Origin of the sequence: Tessaracoccus antarcticus, assembly GCF_003688855.1 — a bacterium.
GTDB lineage: Bacteria > Actinomycetota > Actinomycetes > Propionibacteriales > Propionibacteriaceae > Arachnia > Arachnia antarctica.
Window position 1 is genome coordinate 598,407 of sequence record NZ_REFW01000002.1, and the last position, 12,276, is coordinate 610,682.

A 12,276-nucleotide genomic window follows, 5' to 3' on the forward strand; every position below is an offset into this window, starting at 1 on the left:
TGGTCGACCGTGGCAGCCGTAGATCTTTCCCAGACCCTCTCCGACCTCGACAAGTCCCTGGCCTCCATCGAGGCCGTGGCCGACATGCCCAAGCTGCGCAACGACCTCGCAGAGCTTGGGGAGGAGGTGGGTGCCCCCGACCTGTGGGACGACCAGGACAACGCCCAGCGCGTGACCTCCGCCCTGTCCGTCAAGCAGTCCGAGCTGGACCGCCTGGTGGGTCTGCGCGGCCGTCTCGATGACGCCGCCATGATGCTCGAAATGGCCGAGGAGGAGGGCGACGCCGACACGCGCGCCGAGGTCGAGCGGGAGCTCAAGAAGTTGTCCAAGGACATTGCGACCCTCGAGGTCCGCACGCTGCTGTCGGGTGAGTACGACTCGCGCGACGCGCTGCTGACCATTCGCGCGGAGGCGGGTGGCGTGGATGCTGCCGACTTCGCCGAGAAACTGATGCGCATGTACCTGCGCTGGGCGGAGCGTCACGGCTACGCCGTCGAGGTCTACGACACCTCCTACGCAGAAGAGGCCGGGCTGAAGTCCGCCACCTTCTCCATCAAGGCGCCGTTCGCGTACGGAACATTGTCCGTGGAGCAGGGCACACACCGTCTGGTACGCATCTCCCCGTTCGACAACCAGGGCCGCCGCCAGACCTCCTTCGCGGGCGTCGAGGTGCTGCCCGTCACGGAGGAGACCGACAGCATTGACGTGCCCGAGGGCGACATCCGCGTGGACGTCTTCCGTTCGTCGGGTCCCGGTGGTCAGTCCGTCAACACCACCGACTCCGCCGTGCGGATCACACACCTGCCCACCGGCATCGTGGTCAGCTGCCAGAACGAGAAGTCGCAGTTGCAGAACAAGGCAGCGGCGCTGCGCGTGCTGCAGTCACGACTTCTGGAGCATGCCCGCATCGAGCGCGAGAAGGAGATGAACGCACTCAAGAGCGATGGCGCGGGCTCTTGGGGTGCGCAGATGCGGTCCTACGTCATGAACCCCTACCAGATGGTCAAGGACCTCCGCACCGAACACGAGGTGGGCAACCCCGAGGCGGTCTTCGACGGCGAGATTGACGGGTTCATCGATGCCGGCATCCGCTGGCGCAAGCAGAGCCAGATCAGTGCGGGAAGCTGAGAAAAACCATCGGGCGGACCGCGGGCCGAGCGTGTTCACTGGTGATCTTCCGCGCGCCATGGCCTAGACTCGCACCGATTCGCCGTTGAGAGTTTCTCAGGAAACCACCCCCCACCCAGTCGGAGTCCACACCCGTGATCATGTTCGAAGACGTCACGAAGTTCTACCCGGGCCAGTCCCGGCCAGCGCTTCGCAACATCAACCTCGAGATCGCCAAGGGTGAGTTCGTCTTCCTGGTGGGGCAGTCGGGTTCCGGCAAGTCCACCTTCCTGCGCCTCATCCTGCGGGAGTACCGCCCCACCAAGGGCACCCTCTATGTGGCCGGCAAAAATCTTGGCACCCTCAACCAGTGGAAGGTGCCTGCACTGCGCCGCCAGATCGGCACCGTGTTCCAGGACTTCCGGCTACTGCCGGGCAAGACCGTCTACGAGAATGTCGCGTTCGCGCTGCAGGTCATCGGCAAACCCACCAAGGAAATCCGGCAGGTGGTGCCCGAGACGCTGGAGACGGTTGGCCTGACAGGCAAGGAGGACCGTCTCAACGAGGAACTCTCCGGCGGCGAGCAGCAGCGGGTCGCCATCGCCCGGGCCTTCGTCAACCGCCCGCAGATCCTCATCGCCGACGAGCCCACCGGCAACCTTGACCCGGAAACCTCAGTGGGGATCATGAAGCTGCTGGACCGCATCAACCGCACCGGCACCACCGTCATCATGGCCACGCATGACTCCTCCATCGTGGACCAGATGCGTCGACGAGTGCTGGAACTGCGTGACGGGGAACTCGTCCGCGACCAGTCGAAGGGGGTGTACGGCGCATGAGGCACACACTGCGTGAAACGTGGTCGGGTCTGCGACGCAACCTGGCCATGACGGTTGCCGTCGTCGTGACGATGGCGGTGTCCCTGTCGTTGTTCGGGCTCGGCCTGCTCACCTCCATGGAGGTGGACCTCGTCAAGGGACGCTGGTACGACAAGATCGAAATCTCCGTCTTCTTGTGCATCAAGACCACCACCGGAGGGATGTGCGAGGACGGCAAGGGCGCCACCGACGCCCAGCGCGACGCCATCCAGGCGGCGCTCCAGGGCAACCCGGAGGTGGCGCAGGTGTTCTACGAGTCGAAGGAAGCCGCCTTCGAGGAATTCCAGCGGGTGTTCAAGGACTCGCCGATCCTCGGGTCGCGCACCGCCGACGAGATGCAGGATTCCTTCCGCGTCAAGCTCATCAACCCGGAGAACTACCAAGGGGTCGTCAGCGAGGCGTCGGGGCTGCAGGGCGTTCAGAATGTTCAGGATCTTCAGTCTCTCTTCGAGCCCCTGTTCAAGTGGTTGAACGGGCTCCAGTGGGCCACCATCGGCATGAGCGTGCTCCTGCTCCTGGCCGCCGGACTGCAGATCGCCAACACCATTCGCATGGCCGCCTTCACCCGACGCCGTGAGATTGGCATCATGCGGTTGGTTGGTGCCTCGAACCTCTACATCCTGCTGCCATTCCTCTTGGAAAGCCTTGTGGCAGGCCTTATCGGGGTCCTCGTGTCCGGGATCACCGTGGCCGCGGGTTACCTGTTCATCATTGAACGCAACGCCAAGACCTCAATCCGGACTTTACCCTGGATTGACTGGACCCACGTGACTACTGCCATCCTTGCCATGGCCGCGGTGGGGATCGCTCTGGCGATCATCCCAACGCTGCTGGCAACCAGAAAGTACCTACGCATCTGAGAATTGGTGCCCAAGGAGATTCAGGTGAATCGGGAACTTCCCCCTCTACCCGAGAGCAGGCGCATGACACGGTTACTGCGAGGCATTGCCGCCTCTGCGGTCGGTGTCGCCATTCTGCTCACGACAGCTGCGCCGGTGCAGGCTGACGAACTGGACGACCGACGCTCAGAGTTGACGTCCAGGATCGCCGACCAGGCGCAGGCCGTGGACCACGCCTCGGGTGAACTGACGGCCGCGAACGCCGCACTGGAGTCCGCGCGGACCGAGCTCAGCACGGCAGAGACCAAGCTGGCGGCTGCAGAGGCATTGCTGCGCGACGCCAAGGACCTGGATGCGAAGCGGGCAGCGGAGCTGAAGTCTGCCGAGCACAAGCTGAAGCAGGCGGAGGCAGAAGTGGCGGCCGCGAAGGCGGCACTGGATGACGCCGAGGCCCGCACGGCCGAGGAAATCGTCGTCATCACCCAGCAGCACGGACCGCTCATCAACCTGGCTCTGCTCGTGACCGACGTGACGGCCGCCGAGCTCAACCAGCGTGCCCAGCTGTCCACCACCCTTTTCGACTCCAGCGCACGGCAACTCGACGAACTTGAGGCGCGACGCATCGCCCTCGACGCCGCCCAGTTGCGGGCGGACGAGGCGCAGGCCGTCGCGGCCGAGGCGCGCCAGGCCGCGGCCGACCAGCTCGCCGACGCCAAGGAGAAGCAGGCGCGAGCCGACGCCCTCCGCGATGAGGTGGCCGCCAAGGTTGCCGCTCGTGACAACGCTGCTGACGAGGCCACCCGCCAGCTCGACCTCGAGCAGACCCGCCAGGAGAACCTCGAAGCAGAGTCCGCCGACGTGGACAAGCGCATCGCCGCACGCGTCGCCGCGCAGAAGGCAGCCGAGGAGGCGGCCCGCAAGAAGGCCGCCGCAGACGCCGCGAGTGCACGTGCCGCTGCTGCAGCGTCGAAGGCCAGAAAGACGTCGGTAGCGGCGCCCGCTCCCAGGCCACAGTCGGTCCAGGGGCCGGCGGCTCCCGCCACCTCGTCGGGGTTCCAGCGACCCGTCAGTGGGCGACTCAGCTCCCCGTACGGCATGCGCCTGCACCCTGTCCTGGGTATCCGCAAGCTCCATGACGGCACCGACTTCGCCGCGTCCTGCGGTACCCCCATCAAGGCCGCCGCCTCCGGCACGGTCGCGGAACGCTACTTCAACACCGGATACGGCAACCGCCTCATGATCGACCACGGCAAGGTGGGCGGCACGTACGTCACCACCGGCTACAACCACGCCACCCGCTACGTGGTGTCCGTGGGCCAGTACGTGTCCAAGGGGCAGGTCATCGGCTACGTGGGCACCACGGGCTACTCCACCGGATGCCACCTCCACCTGATGGTGTGGGAGAACGGCAGCATGGTCAACCCCATGTCCAAGTGGTTCCGCTGACGCCAGGCATGGCATCATGGGCGAATGCCCAGGGAAACCGGACGCAAACTCGTCGCACAGAACCGGAAGGCCCGCCACGACTTCCACATCGGTGATGTGTACGAGGCGGGTCTGGTCCTGACCGGCACGGAAGTCAAGAGTCTCCGTGCGGGTCGCGCCACCCTGTCGGAGGCCTTCGCCACCGTCGACGACGGCGAAGTCTGGCTCCGCAACGTCAACATCCCCGAGTACGCGTTCGGCACGTGGCGCAACCACGCTGCCAAGCGCACCCGCAAATTGCTGCTCAACCGGCGTGAGATCGCCAACATCGAGAAAGAAATGTCCGGGTCGAACCGCACGCTGGTTCCGCTGTCGCTGTACTTCTCCGACGGCTACGCCAAGGTGGAGATTGCGGTCGCCACGGGCAAGAAGGACTGGGACAAGCGCCAGAGCATCGCCGAGCGCGACGCCAACCGCGAGGCGCAGCGCGCCCTGGCCACCCGCAACAAGTACCGGCGCTGAGGTCGTTCAACCGCCTGCGGGTGGACACAATGTCACCGCAGCACCGTCTCCGACCGCTCTGTTCATGGTGGGCACGCCACGGTGCTCAGCAGCCCCACGCGAGGGCATCCCGATGCCGTGGCACCACAGTCCCGGTGGGGGCAAGGGTCAGATCAGGGCAATCCCCAATGGTGTGGGTTGCGCACTCCGGGCAAAATGGAGGACATGAGCTTCTCTGACCCCGCCTTCCCCGATCCCACACTGGGCAACCAGGTCACCGACGTCCAGCGCGACCGTGCCGTGGAGTACTTGTCCAACGCGTACGCCAGCGGCGCCATCGACGCCGACACCTTCGAGGACCGGATGGCAACCGCCCTGACGTCCTCCACCCGCGCCGAGCTCAACTCCTCGCTGCGAGGCATCGCGCGTGTCGCCACCCCGGCCGGTCAGTTCGCCGCACCCGTGGTGCGTCCGCAGGTGGTGAACAACGTCGAGAACATCGGCGCCGGTTTCACACACCTGAGCGGGTTCATCTTCCCCTTCTTCCTTGGCCCGGTCATCGTGAAGGCCGTCGCCCGGCCCGGTTCCCGCCTCTGGCTGGAGGCAGGGCGTGCACTCAGCTTCCAGTTGACCGCCATCACCACGGCCCTGGTTCTGGGCACTGTTGTCGCCGTCCTCAACATCGGGGGGCCCCTGTTGTTCCTCGGCGTCATCGGATGGCTGATCACCACAACCCTGCTGGCGGTTCGTGCGTTCCAGGGCCTCAACAGCACCGCCGCCATCGAGAAGTTGCTCCCGTTCAAGCCGCCGCGTGAGGATCGCCAGATCGGTCGCCGATAGGTCTCGGCGAAGCCCGGGGGGCTGGTAGTGTGGAGGATGTACAACTCAACAGGGGGTGACTGGTTTCGACTTGGGACGGTAGTCCCAGGTGAAGCGGGCCGAGGATCCATGCTTATCTCGTAAACGATGTATGGAAACCAATAAGTGCCGACAACAATCGCACTAACTTCGCTCTCGCTGCCTGATCAGTGATCGAAGGGTCAGCTTGAACGTGCCTTCCGTTCAATACCTGGCCTAATCTAGAAGGCTTTGCTGCACGATCTGTGTTCCAGGGATCGTGCGGGACTTAACTGGGGCTGGGCTCGTCTGCGACATGCCGACGTGAGTGCAGGAGCCAAGTAGAACGCCTAGTCGGCTGCGCCCGGAGAAGACCTGGTTCGCCTCTCGAGGACGCGGGTTCAATTCCCGCCACCTCCACCCCTGATGATGATGTCGCGTGCGGCGTCACACAACAGCCGGTCCCTTCGGGGCCGGCTGTTGTGGTTTCCCGGCAGTGGTGGGCGGTCATGCCAGAATGGGGACATGCAACAGGGTCAGGCACCGGAGGCGGGACAGGTTCTCGTGGCGACTGAGCCGGGACGCGGCGGATACTTTGACCGGAGCGTGGTGCTCCTGCTGGACCACAACGACAACGGCTCGCTCGGCGTCTGTCTGCAACGCGTCAGTGAACTGGGCATGGTGGACGTCCTCGAGCACTTCAGCGACCTGCTCACCCCACCGAAAGTCCTGTTTGAAGGCGGGCCCGTGTCGCAGCAGGCAGCCGTATGCCTCGCGCAGGTGGCCAATCCGTTCGAGGAACCACCCGGCTGGAAACGACTCTTCGACGATGTGGGCATCCTTGATCTCGAAACCCCCGTGGAACTGGTTGCTGGCGGGTTCACCCACATGCGGATCTTCGTCGGTCTTGCGGGATGGGACGCAGGGCAGTTGGAGGGGGAACTCATCCGTGGCTCCTGGTTTCGCGCGGCCGCCCGCGCCGAAGAGGTGTTCGGCACCCCCGCCGACCTGTGGCGCCGCACCCTGCGTCGCCTCGGTGGTGCTCCGGGTCGCTGGTCGACATGGACGGAAACCCCTGAGCTCAACTGAGGGCTTCCACCACCCGGCCGTCGCGTAGCTCAACCACCCGGTCCGCGCGTGCCACCATTGCGGGGTCATGGGTGGCCACCACGGCAGTCAGGCCCCGTTCACGGGTCAGTTCGAGCACCAGGTCCAGAATCGGTCCGGCCGTATCCGAGTCGAGTTGGCCGGTGGGTTCGTCCGCGATGAGGATGGCGGGTTCGGCCACGAGCGCACGTGACCGATCTCCCTGCGTCTGAGTCCCGGCGCCGGCCTCGGCAGCCGTGCGGACCTCCAGTGCACCGTCGAGGCTGCCCTGTGCAGCCCAGTGGCCCTCCACGAGGCGGAACAGCGGCGGTGCCTCCCCGGTCGTGAGCCACTCGCCGCCGATTGCCACCACACGGGGTGCCAGTGCAGTGCCGTCGAGGATCGCGTTCCGGGGCTCGGACACGATGCTGGAGATGATGTCGACGCGGGCCGGGGCAAAGCCTTCGAGCAGTGCCGCGCGCGCACTGCGGTCCTGTCGAGAGGCATCGTCCCCCAGCCCTATCGACACCACCACCGCCGAACGGGTGGAGCCGGCCAGTGCCGATCGTGCAGCAGATGTGGCCGCTGCTGACGAGTACCCGAGGGCACCGGCGATGATGGCGGACGTGGTGATGACCACCAACAGCGATCGTGATGCGGTGGCGCGGCACACCTGCCAGGACCACCACGTTGTCATGGGCAGCAATACTAGGCTGGAGCTGCCTGAACGTCTCGAGGCCGTGGCGCTACCATTGGCCCGACCGCCAGCGGAGGAGGATCAGTGACCGACACGAGGTCTCGCACGCGCATCCTGATCGTGGACGATGATCCGGCACTCTCGGAGATGCTGCAGATCGTGCTCCGCCAGGAGGGGTTCGACACGGTGCTCTGCAGCACCGGGACCCAGGCTGTCGCCGCCATGCGCGAGAGCCGGCCGGACTTGGTGCTGCTGGACCTGATGCTGCCCGGGCGTGACGGTGTGACGGTGTGTCGGGATATGCGTGCCGAGTCGGTCGTGCCCATCGTGATGCTCACGGCACGGTCGGACACCTCCGACGTGGTGGCAGGTCTGGAGGCGGGCGCCGACGACTACGTGGCCAAGCCCTTCAAACCCAAGGAACTGATCGCCCGAATCCGGACACGGCTGCGTCAGATGACGGCCGACCCGGGCAAGGACGTGCTCGGTATCGGGGACCTCATCATTTCCGTGTCGGCTCACACGGTGAAGCGCGGCGACGTCGCCGTGCAGCTGACACCGCTCGAGTTCGACCTGTTGCTGGCCCTGGCGAAGCGTCCCACGCACGTGTTCAGCCGTGAGGCGCTGCTGGACGAGGTCTGGGGATACCGCAACGCCGCTGACACGCGGCTCGTGAACGTGCACGTCCAGCGCCTGAGGGCGAAGGTCGAACTGGATCCGGAACACCCCGAGATCGTCGTGACGGTCCGCGGAGTGGGGTATCGGGCCGGTGAGCCAGCTGCAGAGGGGTGACCGGCGCCCGCCCGGACTGGCCCGCCTGTGGTGGGGCTCGCTGCCCCTGCGGGTGCTGTTCACGACGATCGCCGCTTCCTTCCTCGTGCTGGTGTTGGCAGGGTTGCTGCTGATGCAACAGGCCCGCAACAGCATCGTCGAGACGAAGAGGAACGCCTCCATCACGGAGGCCAGTGGTATTCACACCTTCATGGCGAACCAGTTGCGGCTGCCGGAGTCGAGGAGCATTGCCGTCTACGAGCAGCTCAACAGCCTCGCGGAACAGGCCCAGGAACAATCCGGCCAGTACAAGGTGATCATCGAAGGCCCGGCCGGTGCCATCCTTTCCGGCGGCATCACATGGGAATCCGTCCCCGAGTCGCTCCAGAGTCGGGTCAACGGCAGCGACGACATGTTTGCCACCCCCACCGAAGTGCTCTTCGCCGACCCGACGCTCCCCCCCGAACCGGGGTGGGCCGTTGGTACCAACCTGGTGGACAGCTCGGGTGAGCGTTTCCCCGTGTACTACATCTTTCCCATGACCAATGAGGTCGCGACGCTGAAATCGCTGCAGCGTGCCGTCATCAGCACCGGCCTTGCGCTGCTCGGGGCGTTGACCGCCATCGCGTACCTCGTGACGGTGCAGGTGGTGCGGCCCGTTCGCAAGGCCAGCCAAACCGCCCAGCGGCTGGCAGCCGGAAACCTGGAGGAACGGATGAGGGTCCGGGGGACCGACGACATCGCGTCACTGGCGGTGTCCATGAACGACATGGCGGAGGACCTCGCCGAGCGGATCCGCGAACTTGAGTCGCTGTCACTGGTGCAGCGCAGGTTCGTCGGCGACGTGTCGCACGAGTTGCGCACGCCCATGACCACCATCCGGATGGGCGCCGACGTCCTGTACGAGGCTCGTGACGAGTTCGAGCCGCAGTCGCGGCGCACGGTGGAGCTCATGTCCACACAGATCGACAGGTTCGACTCGCTGCTCGCCGACCTGCTCGAAATCTCCCGTTTCGATGCCGGCGCTGCGGTTCTGAGCCTCGACGAAGTGGACCTGGTGTCGCTCGTGGAGTCGGAGGTGGAGGCGCAGCACTCCTTCGCCCAGAAGCAGGGCATCGAACTCAGGATCCACCACGACGGTCCCGCCACCGCCCAGATGGACTCCCGGCGGATCCGTCGAATCCTGCGCAACCTGCTGACCAACGCCATCGAGCACGGCGAGGGCAGGCCCATTGAAGTCACGGTGGCATCCGATGCGCACGCCGTCGCTGTTGCCGTACGCGACCGTGGGGTCGGGTTCCAGGCCAGCGAGTCCGGTCTGGTGTTCGGACGCTTCTGGCGCGCCGACCCGTCACGGAACCGTGTCGTGGGCGGCACCGGGCTCGGACTGGCCATCGCGCTGGAGGACGCGCGCCTCCACAAGGGGTGGCTGACCGCATGGGGGAGGCCCGGCCGCGGTGCGCAGTTCCGCCTCACGATCCCGCGAGATCCCGGGCACCCGCTCATCAGCTCCCCGCTTCCGGTGATCCCCACCGACGTCGAGTCCAGGAGGCGGACGTGATCAAGAGGCTCGCCTGCGCACTGCTGGCCCTTCTCCTGGTCGGGTGCACCGACATCCAGACCACCGGGCCGGTCCAGGAGGTTCCCATGGGGTCCGAGCCCCGCGGGGTCCAGATCGCGCCGGAGCCTCCACAGCCCGGGGTGACCCCCGTGCGCCTCGTGGAAGGATTCGTCCAGGCCATGGCCGCCCCCGAGTCCGACTGGGCCGTGGCGCGTCAGTACCTGACCGCGTCGGCAGGCGCACTGTGGCGTCCACGGGACGGCGGGACCGTGTACAAGGGCGTGGTGACGGAGGATGAGGGGGCCGTCATGGTGAGGGGTACGAGCACCGGGGTGCTGGATGCCGCCGGAAGGTTCACTGCCACCGGTGAAGAACTGTCCCACGACTTCGGCGTCATCCTCGTGGAGGGGGAGTGGCGCATCGGGCTGCCCCCGGACGGGGTGCTGGTGTCCGACTACATCTTCGAGCGCTACTGGTCCCACATGACCGTCTACTTCATGGCCGGCTCCGGGGACCACGTCGTGCCTGACCTGGTGCACGTTCCCGACACCCTTCTCACTCCCAGTCGCGTGGTGGAGGCGCAGATAGCCGGGCCCAGCCCAGGCATCGCCGCCGCCGTGCGCAACGCCGTCGGACCCCGTGTGCGGCTCGCCCCCGAGGGCGCCAGCGTGGACGCAGAAGGGACCGCTGCTGTGGCGCTCACGGGACTCGGTCGTGACATGCCAAATGACCGCCGCCGCCTGCTCGGCGCGCAACTGCTCTGGTCCCTGACAGCGATCCCCAGGGTGACCGGCCTGCGGATCACCTCCGACGGCGAACCGTTCCAGCTTCCGGAACAGAACTCCGATGGGGTGCTCCAACTCTCCCAGCAGCAGGGGTTCCAGTTGCTCTCACGGGCCTCCACGGCCGACTTGTTCGGCGTCCGCGACGGCGTGGGCGGCCGGATCGGTTCCACACAGGCGTTCCTGCCCATGAACTCCGCTGATGAGCGCGTGGCGGAAGTGGCGGTGTCCATCGACGGGACCCTCGTGGGGTTCATCGACGAGACCCGCACCTCCGTCCTCGTGGGCCCGCTCGGGGGTGCGCTCGTGAGGGCTGCCCCCACGGGGCTGACAGGACTGCGTGCTGCGCAGTTCGCGCTCGGCTACCTGTGGGCCGTGGGGACCGACGCGCAGGGTGTCATCCGCCTCCTGCGCGTGGATGCGCAGGGGATGATCACGGAAATCGACACCACCCCCCTCCCCGGGGCCGTCGTCGACTTCTCCATCACCCAGGCGGGTGTCCGGGTCGCAGCCGTCGTCGAACGCTCCGGGCTCCGTCAGATCGTGCTCGCGAGCGTCGTCGGTGGCGACAAACCCCGTCTGGAGCCGGCACTTTCCCTGCCCCTGCTGGTTGCCACCGATACCCGTCTCACAGGGTTCAGGGGCCTCGACTGGAGCGGGGAAACCGAGTTCGTGGTGATCGCTGACTCTGGCGAGAACCGCACGGTATTCAGGGCGCGCATGGACGGATCCCTCGTGGAGGACCTCGGCCCCTTCTCTGAGGAGCCCGTGCAGATCTCTGCCCTGCCACGGCCGAGCGGGGACGCGGTGGTGGTGCGCTCCAAGGACGACACGGTGTGGCGCCGCGACACCAACACCCGTTGGTCGCGGCTGGACGGGGCACTGCAGGACATCAGCTATCCCGGCTGAGCGCGGTCTGCCTGTGCACAGCTGCCGAGCACTGTTGGAGACTGCCCACAGTGGAGGCTGTGGGTGACTTCCTGGTGGCAGCGGCGCATCTTTTCCTCGGTGCCGAGTGCGCGGTCTGCGGGCGCCCCGGCTGGGGGGCGTGTCCAGCGTGCCTCGCCGAACTGTCGGCCCCCGCACCGCACCGGGTCCATCGCAACGGGCTGGCCATGACGGTGGTGGCCGCCAACAACTACCGCCCCCACCTGGAAAAACTCGTACCCGTGTTCAAGGACGACGGTGCGCTGCACCTCGGCGCACTGCTGGGCCGCCGGCTGGCGGTGGCGGTGGCGTGCCTGCTTGCACCCGGCGGCAGTGCTGTCCGTCTCGTGCCTGTTCCGTCACTGCCCTCGGCGGTCCGCCGCCGGGGACATGACCACGGTGCGGCCCTCGCTGCACGGGCTGCCAACCTCCTGGGCCTCAGATGGGCGCCACTGCTGCGACGCGCATCCTTTGGCCTCGACCAGCGTGACCTGGGCGCAACCGGTAGGCAGCGCAACGTCCTGGGCACCATGCGGGCCTCCCGCTGTGAGGGTCCCGTGCTCCTCATCGATGACGTGTGCACCACGGGTGCGAGCCTCGCGGAGGCTGCCCGTGCGTTGTCGGCAGCAGGGGTGAGGGTTGTGGGTGCAGCCGTGCTCGGCGACGCCGACCGACGACGCGACCACGGGAGCACCACTTTCATCACGGGGCCTCCCATACTTGAGTAACGTTGCAGCATGGAGACGCCACTGCGACAGGCGACACGGTTGGTCGAAGGTCGCGGTGGCTCCGCTGTTTTTTACGGGCGGTCGTCCCCCATGCGACCGCAACCGGTTGCCCCACACGGGGAATCGGTAAGGACAAG

The 12,276-nt window shown here is 66.5% G+C and carries 12 protein-coding genes and 1 other RNA gene; 12 read left to right on the forward strand and 1 reads right to left on the reverse strand.

All coding sequences use genetic code 11. The annotated features are described in order from the left end of the window. Positions 1-9 precede the first annotated feature (9 nt). From prfB to EAX62_RS10060, 8 genes are all read left to right on the forward strand, one after another. On the forward strand, positions 10-1,128 hold the full coding sequence (gene prfB / locus EAX62_RS10025; protein WP_121901797.1) for a peptide chain release factor 2: 1,119 nt from the start codon (positions 10-12) through the stop codon (positions 1,126-1,128). Between the two features lie 134 nt (positions 1,129-1,262). Further along, positions 1,263-1,946 carry a cell division ATP-binding protein FtsE gene (gene ftsE, locus EAX62_RS10030; RefSeq protein ID WP_121901520.1) on the forward strand — a complete coding sequence of 228 codons (684 nt, stop codon included), beginning with the start codon at positions 1,263-1,265 and terminating at the stop codon, positions 1,944-1,946. Continuing rightward, entirely contained in the window at positions 1,943-2,845 is a 903-nt protein-coding gene (gene ftsX, locus EAX62_RS10035; protein ID WP_233557886.1) for a permease-like cell division protein FtsX, read from the forward strand. Before ftsE ends, ftsX begins: the two co-directional genes overlap by 4 nt. A gap of 63 nt (positions 2,846-2,908) precedes the next feature. Beyond that, entirely contained in the window at positions 2,909-4,270 is a 1,362-nt protein-coding gene (locus tag EAX62_RS10040; protein WP_121901521.1) for a M23 family metallopeptidase, read from the forward strand. 24 nt (positions 4,271-4,294) lie between these two features. Further along, entirely contained in the window at positions 4,295-4,771 is a 477-nt protein-coding gene (smpB, locus tag EAX62_RS10045; protein ID WP_121901522.1) for an SsrA-binding protein SmpB, read from the forward strand. A 204-nt stretch (positions 4,772-4,975) separates the two neighbouring features. Then, complete coding sequence (locus EAX62_RS10050; protein WP_158600622.1) at positions 4,976-5,590, forward strand: DUF1707 and DUF4870 domain-containing protein; 615 nt, start codon at positions 4,976-4,978, stop codon at positions 5,588-5,590. A gap of 51 nt (positions 5,591-5,641) precedes the next feature. Continuing rightward, positions 5,642-6,010, forward strand: a transfer-messenger RNA (tmRNA) gene (gene ssrA / locus EAX62_RS10055). Between the two features lie 102 nt (positions 6,011-6,112). Then, positions 6,113-6,676 carry a YqgE/AlgH family protein gene (locus EAX62_RS10060; RefSeq protein WP_121901524.1) on the forward strand — a complete coding sequence of 188 codons (564 nt, stop codon included), beginning with the start codon at positions 6,113-6,115 and terminating at the stop codon, positions 6,674-6,676. Here the strand turns inward: EAX62_RS10060 and EAX62_RS16905 are convergent. Beyond that, the gene (locus tag EAX62_RS16905) at positions 6,669-7,370 is read right to left on the reverse strand and encodes a P-loop NTPase family protein (protein ID WP_199711227.1); all 702 of its coding nucleotides are present in this window, start codon (positions 7,368-7,370) and stop codon (positions 6,669-6,671) included. The genes EAX62_RS10060 and EAX62_RS16905 overlap by 8 nt on opposite strands. 84 nt (positions 7,371-7,454) lie before the next feature. Here EAX62_RS16905 and mtrA point away from each other — a divergent pair, with 84 nt between their 5' ends. The 4 genes from mtrA to EAX62_RS10085 are packed head-to-tail and all read left to right on the forward strand — an operon-like array spanning position 7,455 to position 12,139. Next, the gene (gene mtrA / locus EAX62_RS10070; RefSeq protein ID WP_121901525.1) at positions 7,455-8,162 is read left to right on the forward strand and encodes an MtrAB system response regulator MtrA; all 708 of its coding nucleotides are present in this window, start codon (positions 7,455-7,457) and stop codon (positions 8,160-8,162) included. Between the two features lie 40 nt (positions 8,163-8,202). Further along, positions 8,203-9,702, forward strand: a complete 1,500-nt coding sequence (gene mtrB / locus EAX62_RS10075) for an MtrAB system histidine kinase MtrB (RefSeq protein WP_267897986.1) — start codon at positions 8,203-8,205, stop codon at positions 9,700-9,702. Then, positions 9,699-11,393: a GerMN domain-containing protein gene (locus EAX62_RS10080; protein WP_158600623.1), complete on the forward strand. Its 1,695-nt coding sequence runs from the start codon at positions 9,699-9,701 to the stop codon at positions 11,391-11,393. The genes mtrB and EAX62_RS10080 overlap by 4 nt, the downstream gene beginning before the upstream one ends. A 59-nt stretch (positions 11,394-11,452) precedes the next feature. Then, complete coding sequence (locus EAX62_RS10085) at positions 11,453-12,139, forward strand: ComF family protein (protein ID WP_121901527.1); 687 nt, start codon at positions 11,453-11,455, stop codon at positions 12,137-12,139. The last annotated feature ends 137 nt before the right edge of the window (positions 12,140-12,276 follow it).

Excerpts from the sequence above, each read along its gene's own strand:
- ftsX (WP_233557886.1), top strand. The coding sequence starts at position 1,943 with ATGAGGCACACACTGCGTGAAACGTGGTCGGGTCTGCGACGCAACCTG.
- EAX62_RS10040 (WP_121901521.1), top strand. The coding sequence starts at position 2,909 with ATGACACGGTTACTGCGAGGCATTGCCGCCTCTGCGGTCGGTGTCGCC.
- smpB (WP_121901522.1), top strand. The coding sequence starts at position 4,295 with ATGCCCAGGGAAACCGGACGCAAACTCGTCGCACAGAACCGGAAGGCC.
- EAX62_RS10050 (WP_158600622.1), top strand. The coding sequence starts at position 4,976 with ATGAGCTTCTCTGACCCCGCCTTCCCCGATCCCACACTGGGCAACCAG.
- EAX62_RS10060 (WP_121901524.1), top strand. The coding sequence starts at position 6,113 with ATGCAACAGGGTCAGGCACCGGAGGCGGGACAGGTTCTCGTGGCGACT.
- EAX62_RS16905 (WP_199711227.1), bottom strand. The coding sequence starts at position 7,370 with ATGACAACGTGGTGGTCCTGGCAGGTGTGCCGCGCCACCGCATCACGA.